The 17,166-nt window shown below is 69.8% G+C and carries 18 protein-coding genes and 1 pseudogene; 11 read left to right on the forward strand and 8 right to left on the reverse strand.

The annotated features are described in order from the left end of the window. The coding region (locus QK444_RS15360; protein ID WP_282780896.1) for a formate/nitrite transporter family protein at positions 1 to 822 on the reverse strand (822 nt) is incomplete at its 3' end. A gap of 216 nt (positions 823 to 1,038) precedes the next feature. Between QK444_RS15360 and cynS the strand changes: the two genes are divergently transcribed. The 4 genes from cynS (at position 1,039) to hisF (ending at position 3,874) form a co-directional block, all read left to right on the forward strand. Then, positions 1,039 to 1,488, forward strand: coding sequence for a cyanase (gene cynS / locus QK444_RS15365; RefSeq protein ID WP_029929122.1), 450 nt, complete (start codon positions 1,039 to 1,041; stop codon positions 1,486 to 1,488). 62 nt (positions 1,489 to 1,550) lie between these two features. Further along, entirely contained in the window at positions 1,551 to 2,282 is a 732-nt protein-coding gene (priA, locus tag QK444_RS15370; protein ID WP_282780899.1) for a bifunctional 1-(5-phosphoribosyl)-5-((5-phosphoribosylamino)methylideneamino)imidazole-4-carboxamide isomerase/phosphoribosylanthranilate isomerase PriA, read from the forward strand. A gap of 3 nt (positions 2,283 to 2,285) precedes the next feature. Further along, entirely contained in the window at positions 2,286 to 3,104 is an 819-nt protein-coding gene (locus QK444_RS15375) for an inositol monophosphatase (protein ID WP_282780901.1), read from the forward strand. After that, positions 3,101 to 3,874 (forward strand): imidazole glycerol phosphate synthase subunit HisF, encoded by a 774-nt coding sequence (gene hisF, locus QK444_RS15380; RefSeq protein WP_282780902.1) that lies wholly within the window; start codon positions 3,101 to 3,103, stop codon positions 3,872 to 3,874. The genes QK444_RS15375 and hisF overlap by 4 nt, the downstream gene beginning before the upstream one ends. Here the strand turns inward: hisF and sph are convergent, their stop codons facing one another. Then, positions 3,875 to 4,834 (reverse strand): sphingomyelin phosphodiesterase, encoded by a 960-nt coding sequence (gene sph / locus QK444_RS15385; protein WP_282780904.1) that lies wholly within the window; start codon positions 4,832 to 4,834, stop codon positions 3,875 to 3,877. Between the two features lie 134 nt (positions 4,835 to 4,968). Here sph and hisI point away from each other — a divergent pair, with 134 nt between their 5' ends. After that, on the forward strand, positions 4,969 to 5,325 hold the full coding sequence (gene hisI / locus QK444_RS15390) for a phosphoribosyl-AMP cyclohydrolase (RefSeq protein ID WP_282780906.1): 357 nt from the start codon (positions 4,969 to 4,971) through the stop codon (positions 5,323 to 5,325). Positions 5,326 to 5,646: 321 nt separating this feature from the next. Here hisI and QK444_RS15395 read toward each other — a convergent pair. The 3 genes and pseudogenes from QK444_RS15395 to QK444_RS15405 form a co-directional block, all read right to left on the reverse strand. Further along, positions 5,647 to 6,096, reverse strand: a pseudogene (locus QK444_RS15395) (MarR family transcriptional regulator); the annotation flags it as partial. Positions 6,097 to 6,299: 203 nt separating this feature from the next. Beyond that, positions 6,300 to 6,902 carry a permease gene (locus tag QK444_RS15400; protein WP_282780908.1) on the reverse strand — a complete coding sequence of 201 codons (603 nt, stop codon included), beginning with the start codon at positions 6,900 to 6,902 and terminating at the stop codon, positions 6,300 to 6,302. Positions 6,903 to 6,993: 91 nt separating this feature from the next. Further along, positions 6,994 to 7,620, reverse strand: coding sequence for a TetR/AcrR family transcriptional regulator (locus QK444_RS15405; protein ID WP_282780910.1), 627 nt, complete (start codon positions 7,618 to 7,620; stop codon positions 6,994 to 6,996). Between the two features lie 87 nt (positions 7,621 to 7,707). Between QK444_RS15405 and QK444_RS15410 the strand changes: the two genes are divergently transcribed. After that, positions 7,708 to 8,739 carry an NAD-dependent epimerase/dehydratase family protein gene (locus QK444_RS15410; RefSeq protein WP_282780912.1) on the forward strand — a complete coding sequence of 344 codons (1,032 nt, stop codon included), beginning with the start codon at positions 7,708 to 7,710 and terminating at the stop codon, positions 8,737 to 8,739. A gap of 680 nt (positions 8,740 to 9,419) precedes the next feature. Here QK444_RS15410 and QK444_RS15415 read toward each other — a convergent pair. The 3 genes from QK444_RS15415 to QK444_RS15425 form a co-directional block, all read right to left on the reverse strand. Beyond that, a complete protein-coding gene (locus QK444_RS15415) occupies positions 9,420 to 9,881 on the reverse strand; it encodes a peroxiredoxin (RefSeq protein ID WP_282780914.1) in 462 nt (153 codons plus the stop codon). Positions 9,882 to 9,954: 73 nt separating this feature from the next. After that, a complete protein-coding gene (locus QK444_RS15420; RefSeq protein ID WP_282780916.1) occupies positions 9,955 to 10,593 on the reverse strand; it encodes a GNAT family N-acetyltransferase in 639 nt (212 codons plus the stop codon). Between the two features lie 161 nt (positions 10,594 to 10,754). Continuing rightward, positions 10,755 to 11,060 carry a hypothetical protein gene (locus QK444_RS15425; RefSeq protein WP_029929101.1) on the reverse strand — a complete coding sequence of 102 codons (306 nt, stop codon included), beginning with the start codon at positions 11,058 to 11,060 and terminating at the stop codon, positions 10,755 to 10,757. A 141-nt stretch (positions 11,061 to 11,201) separates the two neighbouring features. On the opposite strand from QK444_RS15425, the gene QK444_RS15430 reads away from it, so the two are divergent. From QK444_RS15430 to trpA, 5 genes are all read left to right on the forward strand, one after another. Next, complete coding sequence (locus QK444_RS15430) at positions 11,202 to 12,752, forward strand: anthranilate synthase component I (RefSeq protein WP_282780919.1); 1,551 nt, start codon at positions 11,202 to 11,204, stop codon at positions 12,750 to 12,752. After that, positions 12,749 to 13,975 (forward strand): TIGR02234 family membrane protein, encoded by a 1,227-nt coding sequence (locus QK444_RS15435; protein WP_282780921.1) that lies wholly within the window; start codon positions 12,749 to 12,751, stop codon positions 13,973 to 13,975. The genes QK444_RS15430 and QK444_RS15435 overlap by 4 nt, the downstream gene beginning before the upstream one ends. Before the next feature lie 149 nt (positions 13,976 to 14,124). Beyond that, on the forward strand, positions 14,125 to 14,943 hold the full coding sequence (gene trpC / locus QK444_RS15440; RefSeq protein WP_029929096.1) for an indole-3-glycerol phosphate synthase TrpC: 819 nt from the start codon (positions 14,125 to 14,127) through the stop codon (positions 14,941 to 14,943). Between the two features lie 8 nt (positions 14,944 to 14,951). Then, a complete protein-coding gene (gene trpB, locus QK444_RS15445) occupies positions 14,952 to 16,217 on the forward strand; it encodes a tryptophan synthase subunit beta (RefSeq protein WP_282780924.1) in 1,266 nt (421 codons plus the stop codon). After that, a complete protein-coding gene (trpA, locus tag QK444_RS15450; RefSeq protein ID WP_195143601.1) occupies positions 16,214 to 17,014 on the forward strand; it encodes a tryptophan synthase subunit alpha in 801 nt (266 codons plus the stop codon). The genes trpB and trpA overlap by 4 nt, the downstream gene beginning before the upstream one ends. The last annotated feature ends 152 nt before the right edge of the window (positions 17,015 to 17,166 follow it).

Genomic DNA, 17,166 nt, shown 5'->3' on the forward strand with positions numbered 1-17,166 from the left:
CGTGACCGGCTCCTCGACCGGCTTGGATGCGGCGGTGCGCCGGTGCGTGGCGTACAGGGTCAGGCCGACGAAGGTGAGCCCACCCACGAGATTGCCGACGACCGTGGGGATCTCGTTCCACAGCAGATAATCCCCGATGGAGAAGTCGCCGCCCAGCAGCAGGCCCGAGGGGAACAGGAACATATTGACGATCGAGTGTTCGAAGCCCATGTAGAAGAACAGCATGATGGGCATCCACATGGCGATCACCTTGCCCGACACCGACGTCGACATCATGGCGGCCACCACACCCGTGGAGACCATCCAGTTGCACAGCACGCCGCGGATGAACAGGGTGAGCATGCCGGAAGCGCCGTACTCGGCGTAGCCGACGGTGCGGGATTCGCCGATATCACCGAGCTTCTGGCCGACCTCGTTGGGATCGACGGCGAAGCCCATGGTCACGATGATCGCCATCATGACGGCCACGGTGAACGCCCCGGCGAAATTGCCGACGAACACCAGCCCCCAGTTGCGCAGCATGGCCCGCAGATTCACGCCCGGCCGCCGGTCCAGCCAGGCCAGCGGCACCAGCGTGAACACCCCGGTGAGCAGGTCGAAGCCGAGCAGGTAGAGCATGCAGAAGCCGACGGGGAACAACACCGCGCCCAGCAGCGGATTGCCGGTCTGCACGGTGATGGTGACGGCGAACGCGGCGGCGAGCGCGAGGATCGCACCCGCCATGTACGCGCGAATCACGGTGTCGCGGGTGGACATCAGCGCCTTGTCCTGGCCGGCGTCCACCATCTTCGTGACGAACTCGGCGGGTTTCAGATACGACATGTGGGGTGTTCCTTCGATCGGTGGGGATATGCCGATTCTGGGTACCGGTTGTTGCCCAGCCATGACCTCACCGCCGCCCCGATGTTTCCCGAACCTCACACTCCGGTACGGGTTTCCGGCAGGTGACCGGTGCGGTGAACAGTGTGTTTCCAGCGGCGGTCGACCGCTGACGCTGTGGCAGGGTGGCGGAGTTGGCTTCCGACACAGGAGATCTCGATGACCCCGATGATGAGCAAGACCGAGGCCGCCGACCTCGTCACCACGGCCCGCATCCGCGGCGGGCACACGTGGGCGGAGCTGGCGGCCGCCATCGACGCGCCACTGGTGTGGACCACCGCCGCCCTGCTGGGACGGCATCCGCTCACCGGGGAGCAGGCGGCGAAGGTGTGCGGTCTGCTCGGCCTCGATGACGCGGTCGCCGAGGCGCTGGTGCGGCAGCCCGCCCGCACCGCCGATCCGGAGATCATGACCGATCCCACCGTGTACCGCTTCGTGGAAGCCGTCAATGTCTACGGACCGGCGCTCAAGGAACTCATCCACGAGGAGTTCGGCGACGGCATCATGAGCGCCATCAACTTCACCATCGACATCAGCCGCCGCCCGCATCCGGACGGTGACCGCGTGGTGGTCACCTTCGACGGCAAGTTCCTCGACTATCGCTGGTGACCGGCGTCTCCCCGGTGCGGGCCGACGGCGGGCCGCCGACCGGCAACCACTAAGGTGGTTCCGTGAGTCTTGTGCTGCTACCCGCCGTCGATGTCGCCAATGGTGAAGCCGTCCGCCTCGTTCAGGGCGAGGCCGGAAGCGAGACCAGCTACGGTTCGCCGCGCGACGCCGCCCACGCCTGGCAGGAAGCCGGGGCCGAGTGGGTGCATCTGGTGGACCTCGACGCCGCCTTCGGGCGGGGCAGCAACCGCGATCTCATCGCCGAGGTGGTCGGCGAACTCGATGTGCGGGTCGAACTGTCCGGCGGCATCCGCGACGACGATTCGCTGAAGGCGGCGCTGGCCACCGGCTGCGCCCGGGTCAATATCGGCACCGCCGCGCTGGAGAATCCGCAGTGGTGCGCGCGTGTGCTCGGTGAGTACGGCGACCGCATCGCCATCGGCCTGGACGTCAAGCTCATCGACGGCGAGTGGCGGCTGCGCGGGCGCGGCTGGGTCACCGACGGCGGTGATCTGTGGGAGGTGCTCGAACGCCTGGAGCGTGACGGCTGCACCCGCTACGTGGTCACCGACGTGGGCCGCGACGGTACCCTCACCGGCCCCAACCTGGACCTGCTGAGCCAGGTCGCCAATGCCGCCGAGGCGCCGGTCATCGCCTCCGGCGGCGTGTCCACCCTGGACGACCTGCGCGCCATCGCCACCCTGGTGCCCGAGGGGGTGGAGGGCGCGATCATCGGCAAGGCGCTGTACGCGGGCCGGTTCACCCTGCCCGAAGCGCTCGACGCGGTCCGCTAGCGGATGGCCGCCGACCGCACCGCGCTGCTCGCCGTCGCGAGCGAGGTACTCGACGCCGCCGCACCGCGTTTCGTGGAGGGGCTCGGCGCGCCCAGCGCCGTCCAGAAGGGCCGCGGCGATTTCGCCACCGCCCTGGACCTGGAACTGGAACGCCAGATCTCGCGACAGCTGTACGAGCGCACCGGAATTCCGGTGCACGGTGAGGAATTCGGCGGTCCGCAGCTGACCTCGGGCACCGCGTGGGTGCTCGACCCCATCGACGGCACATTCAATTATTCGGCGGGACATCCACTCTCGGGCATGCTGCTGGCACTGGTCGAGGACGGCGTCCCGGTGCTGGGCCTGACCTGGCTGCCGGTGCTCGGCCAGCGTTACGCCGCCGCGGTCGGGGGACCGCTGCTGCTCGACGACGTCCCGCTGCCACCGCTGTCGACGAGCAGGCTCGCCGACGCCATGATCGGCTTCGGCGCGTTCAACCTGGATGGCGAGGGGCGCATCCCGGGGCGCTTCCGCTTCAACCTGCTGGGTGCGCTCAGCCGCCTGTCCGGCCGCATGCGCATGCACGGCTCGACCGGAATCGACCTGGCGTACACGGCATCCGGGATTCTGGGCGGGGCCGTGGTGTTCGGCCATCACGCCTGGGACAACGCCGCCGGGGTGGCGTTGGTGCGGGCCGCGGGCGGGGTGGTCACCGATCTGCTCGGGCGGGACTGGACCATCGAATCGGGTTCGGTGCTGGCGGCCGCGCCCGGTGTGCACGAGGAACTACTGGACATGATCGCCGCCTGTGTCGATCAGGTCCGAGGAGAGGTGAGGCAATGACGTTGGCAGTACGCGTGATTCCCTGTCTGGACGTGGACGCGGGCCGCGTCGTCAAGGGCGTCAACTTCCAGAATCTGCGCGACGCCGGTGATCCGGTCGAACTGGCCGCCACCTACGACGCCCAGGGTGCGGATGAACTCACCTTCCTCGACGTCACTGCCTCCACCGGCGACCGCGGCACCATGATCGACGTGGTGACCCGCACCGCCGAGCAGATCTTCATCCCGCTCACCGTGGGCGGCGGCGTGCGCACCGTCGACGATGTGGACCGGCTGCTGCGCGCGGGCGCGGACAAGGTGTCGGTCAATACCGCCGCCATCGCCAAACCCGACGTACTGCGCGAGATGTCGGAACGGTTCGGCTCCCAGTGCATCGTGCTCTCGGTGGACGCGCGCACGGTGCCGGAGGGGCAGCAGCCCACTCCGTCCGGCTGGGAGGTGACCACGCACGGCGGTAAGCGCGGCACCGGCATCGACGCCGTGGAATGGGCGGTGCGCGGGGCCGAACTCGGCGTCGGCGAGATCCTGCTCAACTCCATGGACGCCGACGGCACCAAGGCCGGATTCGATCTGACCATGATCCGCGCGGTGCGCGCGGCGGTCACCGTGCCGGTCATCGCCAGCGGCGGCGCGGGCAAGGTCGACGACTTCGCCCCCGCCGTGCGGGCCGGTGCCGACGCGGTGCTCGCCGCCAGCGTCTTCCACTTCGGTGATCTGACCATCAAGGATGTGAAGGACGCCATGCGCACCGAGGGCATCACCGTCCGCTGATCAGCCCGCCCGACCGAACACCGGGTAGTGGTCGGAGTAGTCGACGTAACGGTAGGTCTTGCCCCACGAGGTGACCGACCACTCCGGACTCTTCACCCGGCGGGTCTCGTTCACGTACCGCGACGGCACCGCGTAGCCCGCGATGGGCAGCACGTAGTCCAGGTGTTCGGAGGCGTACTCCGCGCCGTACTGGTCCAGGCAGACGCTGTTGTCGCGGCAGTCCCACGAGTGCGGGTGGCCGGTGTGCTCGGGGCGCACCGCACCCAATTCGCTGAGCATCTGCGAATATTCGTCACTGGCCTCGATCACGTTGAGATCGCCCGCCACGTACACCGGCTGGCTCGCCGGGATGTTCCGGGCGGCGAGGAACTGCCGCAGTTCGGCGCGCTGGCGCGAGCGCATGGTGCGCGGCTCCCCGGCCGAGCAGCCGTCGTCTTCGGATTGGGCGTGGGTGCCGATCACGTGCAGCGGCCCGCCGGGCGCGGCCAGTTCCACGTAGACGAACCCCTTGTTGGACCACCAGTCCGCGCCGCAGGCGTCGGCGTAGATGTACTGGATCTTGCGGGTGATGGGCCAGCGGCTCACGATGGCCACGCCGCCGTCCTCTGGGGTGGTGGCGGAGTACGAGCCCTCGGTGGCGTCCCAGCCGCCGCGGGAGCGGCCCATGACCGGGGTCTGGTGCGGATGGGTGGCGGCCAGATTGCTCAGCAGCCGGTCGGAGGCGTCGTTGTCGAACGCCTCCTGGAGGACGACCACGTCCTGGTCGGCGACCACGCCCTGGGCGGTGATGAGGTCCGCGCGGGTGACCTGACCCCAGTTGGGGTAGAGATTGCGCGAGAGCATGAAGACGTTGTAGCTGGCGATGGTGGGGGCCGCGGTGGGTTGGGCGGCGGCCGGGGCGCCGGGCAGGAGAGCGGCGGCGACCACGCACAGCACGGCCATTACTGATCGGTAATGCATGCGCTGAATACTGGGCGGTTGTCCAAAATGGCCGATGATCTTCCCGGCAATGTTTATGACTTCGTTATCTTCGGTGACGGGTGCGCGGCCGCCCCGCATACGGGCGGGGTGGCCGGCCCTGTTATAACCGAGTCATGAGCCTCGAACCCGCCATCGCCGCCCGCCTCAAGCGCAACGAGGCCGGGTTGGTCGCCGCCATCGCCCAGGAGAAGTCCACCGGTGATGTGCTCATGATGGCCTGGATGGACGACGAGGCCCTCGCTCGCACCCTCGCCACCCGCAAGGCCACCTACTACTCGCGCTCGCGCGGGCAGTACTGGGTGAAGGGGGAGACCTCCGGGCACACCCAGTACGTGCACGAGGTGCGCCTGGACTGCGACGGTGACGCCCTCCTGCTCATCGTCGACCAGGAGGGCGCGGCCTGCCACACCGGCACGCACACCTGCTGGGACGGCGACGTGCTGCTGACCGCGACGGCTCGGGCGCTGTGACCCGAGTGCGACGGCTCGGCGCTGTGGCCTGAGTGCGACGGCTCGGCGCTGTGGCCTGAGGGATGCGGCCCGACGCTGCGGCCTGAGTGTTGTGGCATGACCGTGACGGCCCGAGTGATTCTGAGTGATGCGGCCCGAGTGTGCGACCGTGGGCGAATACGCCTGCGGCCGAGCATGCTTCGGTCGTGTCGCGTGGCCCGCGGCGGCTCAGAGATTGCCGAGGGTGTCGCCGTCGGGTGCGGCCGGGGCGATGTGATTGTCGGCGATGTGATTGTCGGGGAGCAGATACTCCCGGCCGTCCGCACTGCCCCCGCCGCGGCCGGATCTCCCTATGCCGCGGCTGATTCCGCGCTCCATCTGCGCCACCAGGAGCTCACCGAGCTCCAGCAGTTCGCGGGTGCGCTCCTCGTCCAAGCCGTCGAATACCAAGCCGCGCACCGTATCCAGATATCCGGGCGCGGCCTCGGTCACCTTCTGGAATCCGGCGTCGGTGAGTACGGCCTGTGCGCCGCGGCGGCCCGCCATGGTGGCGCGCTGTGCCCAGCCGAGCCGCTCCAGCTTCGACACCACATGCGACAGTCGCGATAGCGATGCGTTTGCCTTTCGCGCCAGTTCGCTCAGCTGCAATCGATGGCCCGGCTCCTCGGAGAGCAGGGTCATCACGAAGTACTCGAAATGGGTAATCCCGGATTCGCGTTGCAACTGGGTATCCAGGGCGGCGGGCAGCCGGGTGGTCAGCGCGATGACAGTACGCCAAGCTCGCTGTTCCATTGGATTCAACCACTTGGTCACCGTGTGCCCTCTCGTAGCAGCCAAGTGACTGTCGATCGTCGAAGCGTGTCCGCGACCCTCGGAGCTTCCACGTGCAGTCACCCGCAAGCAAAGTTTGCCACGATTTCGCTCATACGTCACGGGCGTTACTGAATGACGTGACATCACTCACGTGGCGGCGCGTGTCGCGGGGGGTGGCTCGCTCAGTGCTCGCGCGGCTCCGACGGTGCCGGTGCCGGGTCCGGCGCATCGGCGGTGAGTTGCGCTTTTTCCTGCGCGGCCCGCTGCTTGACGGCACGATGCCGACGGAAGCCCCTGCGAGCCAACAGAAATGCGGTGAGAGCGAACAGGATCGCGGCCGCGATGGCGCCCGCCAGGCAGGCGCCGCGGAAGCCCGGGGCGTCCACGTCGAGAATGCGCTCACCGGCGTGGGCGGCGCTGCTGTCGCCCAGCACGATGGTGAGCGTCATGAGGTTCGGCACGGCCACCGCGATGGCGAGAACCACCAGCGCACCGGCGACGAACCGGCCACCCCGTTTCCGCCAGACCATGGTGGAGAAGAGGATGAGGAATAGTGGTACGGCCGTGCAGACCAACCCGAAGACGAGTCCGTACCAGATGCCCTTGGAAAAGCTGGAATGCACCATTTCCGCAATTCGCTGGGCCCACCAGCGCGGGATGAACGCGGCCAGAACGAGATACGCCAGCCACAGCACCAGGGCCAGCACCAGCACCCCGATAATGCGATTGCGCCAGGTGGCGAAGGAACTCCTGCCTTCGGTCGGCTGTTCGATCGGCGTCGTCATGGGCACAGCGTAGGCCCGTACCGCAGGGTTTGCTAGGAGGTCGCTCGGCTGGGCCGCGGTGGGTTTCGCCGCAGTGCTTCGGTGGGCTGGGTCAGCGTCGGGTTCGGGTGGAATCGACCAGGTCGGCGAAGAGTCGGGTGACCCGGTCGCTGAGGTCCGGCACCGTCATTCCCAGCTGCGCGGCCCGATCGGGGAGTTTGCCGTCGAGGGTGAGCGAGGCCAGTCCGTGCGCCAGGCTCCACCAGGTCATGGCGAGGATATCGGCCTCGTCGGTGGGCAGCGCCCCGGCCGCGGCGGCCTCGGCGACGGTGTCGGCCAGTACGGCGAAGGCGGCGTCACCGGCCGCGCTGGTCTCCGGATGCTTGTGCGAGTGCGACAGCTCCGGCCGGAACATGAGGCGAAAGTGGGCGGGCCGCTCGCGGGCGAAGCGCACGTAGGCGTCGGCGAGGGCGGCCAGGCGGGCCATGGGCGTGCCGGCCCGGTCGCGGGCGGTCTGGAGTTCCGCGCGCAGCAGTTCGAACCCCTGGGTGGACAGCGCGGTCATGAGCGCGGCGCGGTCGGCGAAGTGGTGGTAGGGCGCGCCGGGGCTGACCCCGGCCTCGCGGGCCACGCGGCGCAGGCTCACGGCGGCCAGGCCCTCGGATTCGATCAGTTCGAGGGATGCGCGCATGAGCTCCTCCCGGAGCGCGCCGTGATGGTAGCGGGACTTCGTCGACATGGCATGAGCGTAAGGGGTTGACGGCCGGGGCTCCGCCAATCTATACATTGATTAGATTCTGAACAGCGATTAGATTGGAGCTTGGCCATGACGGATCGTGTTCTCGTGACCGGGGTTTCGGGGTATCTCGCCGGGCATGTCGTCGCCGAACTACAGGAGCACGGCTACGCGGTGCGCGGCACCGTCCGCTCGCTCGCCGATGCCGCCGCCACCGCGCACCTGCGCGGCGTGGAGTTGGTGGAGGCGGATCTGAGCAGCGATGTCGGTTGGACCGAGGCGGTGGCGGGCTGCCGGTATGTGCTGCACACCGCCTCGCCCTTCCCGCTGGGCACGCCCGAACACGAGGACGAGTTGGTGCGTCCGGCCGTAGACGGCATGCGGCGGGTGCTGAGCGCCGCGCGGGACGCCGGGGTCGAACGGGTGGTGTACACCTCGTCGATCGCGGCGGTGCGGGTCGGGCACACCGGACTGTGCACCGAGGCGGACTGGTCGGATCCGGCGGTCTGCGACCCCTACGAGAAGAGCAAGACGCTCGCCGAACGCGCGGCCTGGGACTTCGCCCACGCCACACCGGGATTCGAACTCGCCGTGGTCAATCCCGGCATGATCCTGGGGCCGGTGCGGAACGCACGGGTCGGCACCTCGGTGGAGGGCCTGCGCCTGGTGCTGGCCGGGGAGATGCCCGGCGTGCCGCGGCTGAACTTCTGCACCGTGGACGTGCGGGACGCGGCGGTCGGACACCGCCTGGCCATGGCGGAGCCGGCGGCCGCGGGCAACCGCTACATCCTGGCCGGGGAACAGGTGTCACTCCCGCAGATGGCTCGCATCCTGGCGGGCCGCTACCGGATCACCGCCCGCGCCCTGCCGGACTGGCTGGTCCGCCTGGCCGCCCGCTTCGACGCCACCGCCCGCACCGCCGTCCCCTACCTCGGCCGCGACGAATCCGTCAGCGCCGAGAAGGCGAGCCGCGAACTCGGCTGGACCATGCGCCCCCTCGCCGAAACCCTCCTCGACACCGCCGACAGCCTCATCCGCTTCGACCTGGTCCCCGACCCCGGCCCGGCCCGCCGCCGCCTCCCACGCGGCACCGCCAACCCCCACCCCGCCCCCGCCGCCTGACCGGCCCCGCGATGCTCCTCCTCACCGCGATCCTCACCGTCGTCGGCTTGATCCGCCGAAAACTGAAGTCGCAGAACCGAAATGACCGCCCTCTCCCCGGGGCGCCGACCCCGGGCACCGGCGACCGCCCTCGCCTCAGAGACGCTGCCTGGCTGAGATCGCCGGGCGGTCACCGCATCTGGAACGCCTCACGGCGGCGGCCGCGGACCCGTCTCCGCCACTGGAATGCCCCACGGCAGCGGCGGCCCGACCGTCAACACCTCGGATCAGGCCGCCGTGCCCGCACCCCGCGACCAGCGCCGCCCGGGGGTGCCGCACGGCCGCGCTATCTCGAAAGGCGGCTGCTACAACCGGCTTTCGCCGCCGCTACCCTCATCCTCGTCGCCTACGCGGGCAGCGTCGTGGTGCTGTGTTGATCGCCGCCTCGCGCTGAGGCTGGCGGCGCGGGTGAGTGTGCGCACCACTGCCGGTGTGACACGGCGGCGATCGCATCGGCAGGCGGGTGTGCCGATACGTCGCCGTCCCTGGGGCCATAGCGCCGGCCGCCCACTCCGCGACCGGCATCTCTCGGTAGCGCGGCTGCACCACCCCGATGAGGTGCTGTCGCAACCGGCTTTCGCCGCCGCCCTCGCCGTCGCCTGGTCGCGATCGGTGGTTGCTACCGCCGCATGCGGTCGGCGTTAGGTCGCGCGGTTGCGGAGGAACTCCAGGGCGTCGTCGGCGTGGACGTTGGCGCGTAGTTCGCTGTTGATCACGGCCGCGATGGTGCGGTCCGGGTCGATGACGAAGGTGGTGCGTTTGACGGGGGAGAGTTTGCCCAGCAGGCCGCGTTTGACGCCGAATGCGGCGGCTACCGCGCCGTCGTTGTCGGAGAGCAGCGGATAGTCCAGGTTCTGTTTGCCCGCGAAACCGGCCTGGGTCTGCACCGAGTCGGTGCTGATGCCGACCGGGGTCGCGCCCGCGGCGGCGAATTCGGCGGCGAGGTCGCGGAAGTGGCATGCCTCGGCGGTGCACACCGGGGTATTGGCGGCGGGGTAGAAGAACAGCACGACAGGGCCGTCCGCGAGCAGTTCGTCGAGCGAGCGCACGGTGCCGGTCTGATCGGGAAGCTTGAAACTCGGGGCGAGCTGGCCTGCCTTCATGCCGGAGACATTACGGGACGTCGGGCACCGGCGGGCTACCGCGATCGGTCGGGCGACGAGGGCCGATCGCCGTTCAGCCGGGGCGCACCATCGTCAGCTGATGTACCCGCGCGCCCCGGTACCGCAGTCCTGGCACTTCGGCGGGCACGCCGTGCGTGACGAATCCGGTCCGGGTGAAAAACCGCACGGCCCGGGTGTTCTCGACCAAGGTCTGTAGATGGCACCCGGGAGAGCCGTGCGCGTCGAGCCGCTCGAACCACCGCCGCATGAGCGCCTCGGCCGCGCCGGTGCCGCGCGCTTCGGGGACGAGGCCGATATGCAGATGTGACGGCCATCGCGCATCGACGAAATCCCCGGCCGTCGGCCGTCGCCGCAGCTTGGCAGCCGCCATGTCCACGGCACTGCGCAGGAAGAACGCCCGTGCCGTCCGCTTCCGGAGCAGGCGATATGTCCGGATGGCCCGCTCGATCCGTTCCTCCTCGCTGGGGAACCGCGTCCCGTCCAGACATCCGGCGAGATACCCCACCAGCCGACCATCCGACTCCGCCAGCAGCAGCGAATCGGGTTCCAGATCCAGGTACGGATCCAGATACACCGCCATCTCCGACTCCGGATCTCCCCACAGCACTCCGGACGGAGATCCAGCTCCGGCCCGCACCGACACCTCGTGCACGGCGTCGCGATCGGCGGCTTGGAACGCGCGAATTCGCATGGCGGCGAGCATAGTCCCGAGCGGAACGGCCCGCTCCGGTCGGATCGGCGTTCCGGGAGCCACGGGGCGCGCCGACATGGCCCGCCGCATCACACGGCACGGCCCGCGCACAGCGGTGTGCGCGGGCCGAATCGCCTGTGCGTACCGGACGCCCGGTGGGGTCAGACGCCGATGAGGGCGGCGACGTCCGGGTTCTTGATCTCCATGACATCGAGGATGCCGTGGGCCCGGAGGAAGGGCTTGAGTTCGCGGATGCGGTCGGCGTGCTCGGCGTACTCGTCCGGGAAGCGGCGCGGATCCAGCGCCTCGAGTGCCTTCACATAGGTGACGAAGGAGGCGAGGGCGCTGGGCTTGGCGGCCGGGTTCATATTCATCATCCGGGGTGGCTGGGTCGGGTGCCCACCCGGGCCGACCTGCGGACTGGCGTGCCGGGGACCCTCCGGTGCGACCGGTTGCGAGGGGTACATCGGTGTTGAACTCCTCTCGATAAGGGATACCGCGTGTGGCGAGTGTAGTGATCACCGCCACTGTTATTCGCGGCCGGTATGGCTCCGGCTGTGCGGGGAGCGGGATTCGATGCCGATCGACCGGCCTGGAATGATGGGGCAATGCGCGGTTCCTCCACTCCCACCACCACCTCCCGCGAACAGTTCCGCCAGCTCGCGGCCGATCATCGGGTCGTTCCGGTGATTCGAAAGGTGTTGGCGGACTCGGAAACTCCCCTCTCGGCCTATCGCAAACTGGCCGCCGACCGGGCGGGAACCTTCCTGCTGGAGTCGGCCGAGAACGGGCGATCGTGGTCGCGCTGGTCGTTCATCGGCGCGGGCAGTCCCACCGCGCTGACCGTCGAGAACGGGCAGGCGACCTGGCTCGGGCAGGTTCCGGCCGACGCCCCCGCCGGGGGTGAGCCCCTGGAGGCGCTGCGGGAGACGCTGCAACTCCTGCGCACCGAACGACTGCCCGGTCTGCCGCCGCTCACCGGCGGCCTGGTCGGCTACCTCGGCTACGACGCGGTACGCCGCATGGAACGCCTGCCCGTCATCGCCGCCGACGACCTCGAACTGCCGGAGTTGGTGCTGCTGCTGGCCACCGACCTGGCGGCCTTCGACCACCACGAGGGCGCCATCACCCTCATCGCCAATGCCGTCAACTGGAACGGCACCGACGAGCGCGTGGACGAGGCGTACGACGACGCGGTGGCCCGCCTGGACCGCATGACCGCCGCCCTGGCCGCCCCCGCCGATTCCACCGTCTCCGTCTTCGAACGCCCCGAGCCCGAATTCCGCCGCCAGCGCACCTCCGAGGAGTTCGGCGCGGGCGTGCGCCGCCTGGTCAAGGAGATCGAGGCGGGTGAGGCGTTCCAGGTGGTGCTGTCGCAGCGCTTCGAGATGGACTACGACGGCAGCCCGCTGGATCTGTACCGCATGCTGCGCGCCTCCAATCCGAGCCCGTACATGTACCTCATGCACATCCCCGACCGGTCCGGCGGCACCGCCTTCTCCATCGTCGGCTCCAGCCCCGAATCGCTGGTCACGGTGAAGGACGGCCTCGCCACCACGCACCCCATCGCGGGTACTCGCTGGCGCGGGGCCACCGAGGAGGACGATCTGCTACTGGAGAAGGGGCTGCTCGCCGACGAGAAGGAGAACGCCGAGCACCTCATGCTCGTCGACCTCGGCCGCAACGATCTGGGCCGAGTCTGCGAACCGGGCACCGTGCGGGTCACCGAATACCGCCACATCGAGCGCTACAGCCACGTCATGCACCTGGTGTCCACGGTCTCGGGTCGCCTGGCCCCCGGCCGCATCGCCCTCGACGCGGTGCGCGCCTGCTTCCCCGCGGGCACCCTCTCCGGCGCGCCGAAGGTCCGCGCCATGGAACTGCTCGAGGAGTTGGAGCCCACCCGCCGCGGCATCTACGGCGGCGTGGTCGGCTACCTGGATTTCGCGGGCGACGCCGATACCGCCATCTGTATCCGCACCGCCCTGCTCAAGGACGGCATCGCCTACGTGCAGGCGGGCGCGGGCGTGGTCGCCGACTCCGATCCGGACTACGAGGACGTCGAATCCCGCAACAAGGCCATGGCCGTCCTCAAGGCCGTCGCCGCCGCCCAGACGGTCCGCGCCTACCGCCCGGACGGACAGGGCGGCACGCTATGAGCGATGCGGCCGACCCGGACCGCGGGCGGGATCCGGAGATCGCTACCGGTACCGACGGACCGCCCGCCGCGCCGAACGCGGCTCCTGCCGCCACGTCGGCGACATCCGGGGACGCGCCCACCCGCCCCGCCGCCCCGCGTGGTGGTCCGTCCAGCGCGGCCGATGATGCCGCTGCGTCTGGGAATCCGGCTGCCGCGCAGCCTGATTCGACGGTGATCGGGGAAACTGCCTCCGGCTCCGTCGATCCCGTCATTCGTGCCGAGATCGAGGCCGGACCCGGCGCGGACGCGCAAGGGGCGCAGCCGGATACGCCGCGCCGGCGCAAACCCATCGTGGCGGTGCTGCTGCTGGCCGTCGCCGCCGGGGCGCTGTGGGTGTCGTCGCGGATGACGTGGGTGAGCATCGAGGTCAGCAGTGAACTCGGTGCGCCGCGCGATATCGACCTCGACGGCGGTACCTGGTTCGGTGCGCTCACTCCGCTGGCGCTGGCCCTGGTCGCCACCATCGCGGCCGTCTTCGCCACCCGCGGCTGGCCGCGCCGGATGGTCGGCGTGGTGGTCGCGTTGCTCGCCGCCGTGGCCGCGGTGCCGGAGTACGCCCTGCTCAGAGGGGAGGGACAGCTCGCGGAGCGGGCCGGTCGACTGGCCGAACTGCGCGACTGGGAACATGTGGTGAGCACCCAGACCGCGACGGCACCCGCCGTGGTGGCGCTGGTGGGCGCGGTCGCCGCCTTCCTGGCCGGGGTGCTGCTGGTGCGCATGCCGTCGGATACCGGCCGACTGTCCGGCAAATACGACAACCCCGCCGTCCGGCGCTCGGCGGCCGCCGCCGAGGTGGCGCAGCGGCGTGCCGCTCAGACGGGCCAGCGGCGTACCGCTCAGACGGGCCAGCGGCGTACCGCTCAGACGGGCCAGCGGCGTGCCGCTCAGACGGGCCAGCGGCGTGCCGCTCAGACGGACCAGCGGCGTGCCGCTCAGACGGACCAGCGGCGTGCCGCTCAGACGGACCAGTGGCGTGCCGGTGAGACGGACCAGTGGCGTGCCGGTGAGACGGCGCCGCGCCGCGCCGAATCCGCGTCACAGCCCGCCCCCGGTGAACAACTGTCGGGCCGAGTGCTCTGGGATGCCCTCGATGCCGGGGACGACCCCACCGACGAGGCCGCCAATACCTCTGCCGCGCACGATGATCCGGATTCCGGGTCGGCCGGTCGCCCGACTCGCTGAACAGCGGCGGAGACCGGACCAAGCCCCCGTACCGCCCCCGCCGTCAACGACGCGGAGATAGCCATTTACTCTTTATCAGCATCGGTGAGACAGCGCCTGGGGGGATTCTCAGGCAGCAAGTCCGTCTCCCCAGAAAGGATTCGAGCCAGATGACGGTACTCGACTCGATTCTCGACGGGGTCCGCGCGGATGTGGCCGCACGGGAAGCCCTCCTGGATTTCCAGGCCGTCAAGAAGGCTGCCGCGGCCGCGCCCTCGCCCCGCGACGCGAAGGCAGCGCTGCACGAGGACGGGATCGGCGTGATCGCCGAAGTGAAGCGTGCCAGCCCCTCCAAGGGCGCGCTCGCGGATATCGCCAATCCGGCCGACCTGGCCCGAGCCTACGAGGACGGCGGCGCGCGCATCATCAGCGTGCTGACCGAACAGCGCCGCTTCCACGGCTCCCTGGCCGATCTGGACGCCGTGCGCGCCGCGGTGGACATCCCGATCCTGCGCAAGGACTTCATCGTCGGCCCGTACCAGATCCACGAGGCCCGTGCGCACGGCGCGGACGTCATCCTGCTCATCGTGGCGGCCCTGGAGCAGGACGTGCTGTCCTCGCTCATCGACCGCACCGAATCGCTGGGCATGACCGCCCTGGTCGAGGTGCACACCGAGGAGGAGGCCGATCGCGCCCTCACCGCCGGTGCCACCGTGATCGGCGTGAACGCCCGCAACCTGAAGACCCTCGAGGTGGATCGGGACGTGTTCGCCCGCATCGCGCCCGGCCTGCCCAGTGAGGTCATCCGGGTGGCCGAGTCCGGTATCCGCGGCACCGCCGACCTGCTGGCCTACGCCGGTGCGGGCGCGGATGCCGTCCTGGTCGGCGAGGGCCTGGTGACCAGCGGTGATCCCCGCGCCGCCGTGGCCGAGCTGGTGACCGCCGGAACGCATCCGTCCTGCCCGAAGCCGGTGCGCCGGGGCCGGTGAGAGACGAGATGACACCGACGAACGACACCCTGCCCAAGGCCAGCGACGGCGTCGCGAACAAGAGCGCGCACGAACCCGACCTGGGCGGCCATTTCGGCGTCTACGGCGGCCGCCACGTACCCGAGGCGTTGATGGCGGTGATCGAGGAGGTCACCGCCGAATACGAGAAGGTCCGGCTCGACCCGGACTTCCTCGGTGAACTCGACCGCCTGCAGCGCGACTACACCGGCCGTCCGTCGCCGGTGTTCGAATGCACCAAACTGGCCGAGCACGCCGGTGGCGCGCGCATCCTGCTCAAGCGGGAAGACTTGAACCACACCGGTTCTCACAAAATCAACAATGTGCTGGGCCAGGCGCTGCTGGCCAAGCGCATGGGCAAGACCCGCGTCATCGCCGAGACCGGCGCGGGGCAGCACGGCGTCGCCACCGCCACCGCGTGCGCGCTGCTGGGCTTGGAATGCGTCATCTACATGGGCGCGGTCGACACCGCCCGGCAGGCCCTGAACGTGGCCCGCATGCGGCTGCTGGGCGCGGAGGTGGTGTCGGTGACCTCCGGTTCGCGGACCCTCAAGGACGCCATCAACGAGGCGCTGCGCGACTGGGTCACCAATGCCGACCGCACCTACTACTGCTTCGGCACCGCCGCCGGTCCGCATCCGTTCCCGTTGATGGTGCGCGATTTTCAGCGCATCGTCGGTATGGAGGCGCGCGCCCAGGTGCTGGCGCAGACCGGCCGCCTGCCCGACGCGGTCACCGCGTGCGTGGGCGGCGGCTCCAATGCCATCGGCATCTTCCACGCCTTCCTCGACGACGCCGACGTGCGCCTGATCGGCTACGAGGCCGCGGGCGACGGCGTCGACACCGGTCGCCACGCCGCCACCTTCACCGGCGGCACGCCGGGTGCGTTCCAGGGCGCGTACTCGTACCTGCTGCAGGACGAGGACGGCCAGACCATCGAATCCCATTCCATCTCAGCGGGTTTGGACTATCCCGGAGTCGGCCCCGAGCACGCGTACCTCAAGGACATCGGGCGCGCCGAGTACCGGCCGATCACCGATACCGAGGCCATGGACGCGCTGCTGCTGCTCTCGCGCGCCGAGGGCATCATCCCGGCCATCGAATCCGCGCACGCCGTGGCGGGCGCGCTGCAACTGGGCAAGGAGTTGGGTGCGGGTGCGATCATCCTGGTGAACCTGTCCGGTCGCGGCGACAAGGATATGGACACCGCCGCCCGCTGGTTCGGGCTGTTCGACGACCCGGAGGGGCAGCAGTGAGCCAGCAGTCCAATCTCGCCAACACCTTCGCCGCGGCCCGCGAGGAGAACCGCGCGGCGCTCATCGGCTATCTGCCCGCCGGCTACCCGGACCTGCAGGGGTCCATCGACGCCTGCACCGCCATGGTCGAATCCGGTTGCGACGTCATCGAAGTCGGTGTCGCGTACTCCGACCCGGTGATGGACGGCCCCACCATCCAGGCCGCCGCCGAACAGGCGCTGCGCGGCGGCGTGCGGGTGCGCGACGTATTCCGGGTGGTGGAGGCCATCAGCGCGGCGGGCGGCAAGGCCGTCGTCATGACCTACTGGAATCCGGTGCTGAAGTACGGCGTCGACACCTTCGCCCGCGATCTCGCGGCGGCGGGCGGCCTCGGACTCATCACGCCCAATCTGATTCCGGAGGAGGCCGACGATTGGTTCATCGCGTCGGCCACCCACAATCTGGACCGCATCTTCCTGGTCGCGCCGTCCTCCACCGAGGAGCGTCTGGTCAAAACCCTGGAGGCGTCACGCGGTTTCGTCTACGCCGCCTCCACCATGGGTGTGACCGGCGCGCGCGACGCCGTCTCCGATATGGCCCCCGCCCTGTGCGCACGCATCCGCACCCACTCCGATATCCCGATCGGTGTCGGCCTGGGCGTGCGCAACGGAGCCCAGGCCGCCGAGATCGCGGCCTACGCCGACGGCGTCATCGTCGGCTCGGCCCTGGTCAGCGCCGCCGCCCAGGGCTTGGACGCGGTGCGCTCGCTCACGGCCGAACTGGCACAGGGCGTGCGGTCGGCGCGGGTGCCCTCCTAGTCGCGCGATGGTGCGGCGGTCGCCCGGATCGCGTCGGTTCGCTGGAGTGCCGCAGCCCTGGAACCAGCGCTCGACCAGTACCCCGGCACGGCCTCAACGGCCGAACCATAACGATCGCCGACAAGACCGCCACGGCCGCCCGGTGAACCCCG

It is taken from the genome of Nocardia sp. CC201C (genome assembly GCF_030010695.1).
Taxonomy (GTDB): Bacteria; Actinomycetota; Actinomycetes; order Mycobacteriales; family Mycobacteriaceae; genus Nocardia; species Nocardia otitidiscaviarum.

Bases quoted from the DNA above. Each gene is read 5' to 3' on its own strand.
- cynS (WP_029929122.1), top strand. From the start codon at position 1,039: ATGACCCCGATGATGAGCAAGACCGAGGCCGCCGACCTCGTCACCACG.
- QK444_RS15375 (WP_282780901.1), top strand. From the start codon at position 2,286: ATGGCCGCCGACCGCACCGCGCTGCTCGCCGTCGCGAGCGAGGTACTC.
- hisF (WP_282780902.1), top strand. From the start codon at position 3,101: ATGACGTTGGCAGTACGCGTGATTCCCTGTCTGGACGTGGACGCGGGC.
- sph (WP_282780904.1), bottom strand. From the start codon at position 4,834: ATGCATTACCGATCAGTAATGGCCGTGCTGTGCGTGGTCGCCGCCGCT.
- hisI (WP_282780906.1), top strand. From the start codon at position 4,969: ATGAGCCTCGAACCCGCCATCGCCGCCCGCCTCAAGCGCAACGAGGCC.
- QK444_RS15400 (WP_282780908.1), bottom strand. From the start codon at position 6,902: ATGACGACGCCGATCGAACAGCCGACCGAAGGCAGGAGTTCCTTCGCC.
- QK444_RS15405 (WP_282780910.1), bottom strand. From the start codon at position 7,620: ATGTCGACGAAGTCCCGCTACCATCACGGCGCGCTCCGGGAGGAGCTC.
- QK444_RS15410 (WP_282780912.1), top strand. From the start codon at position 7,708: ATGACGGATCGTGTTCTCGTGACCGGGGTTTCGGGGTATCTCGCCGGG.
- QK444_RS15415 (WP_282780914.1), bottom strand. From the start codon at position 9,881: ATGAAGGCAGGCCAGCTCGCCCCGAGTTTCAAGCTTCCCGATCAGACC.
- QK444_RS15420 (WP_282780916.1), bottom strand. From the start codon at position 10,593: ATGCGAATTCGCGCGTTCCAAGCCGCCGATCGCGACGCCGTGCACGAG.
- QK444_RS15425 (WP_029929101.1), bottom strand. From the start codon at position 11,060: ATGTACCCCTCGCAACCGGTCGCACCGGAGGGTCCCCGGCACGCCAGT.
- QK444_RS15430 (WP_282780919.1), top strand. From the start codon at position 11,202: ATGCGCGGTTCCTCCACTCCCACCACCACCTCCCGCGAACAGTTCCGC.
- QK444_RS15435 (WP_282780921.1), top strand. From the start codon at position 12,749: ATGAGCGATGCGGCCGACCCGGACCGCGGGCGGGATCCGGAGATCGCT.
- trpC (WP_029929096.1), top strand. From the start codon at position 14,125: ATGACGGTACTCGACTCGATTCTCGACGGGGTCCGCGCGGATGTGGCC.
- trpB (WP_282780924.1), top strand. From the start codon at position 14,952: ATGACACCGACGAACGACACCCTGCCCAAGGCCAGCGACGGCGTCGCG.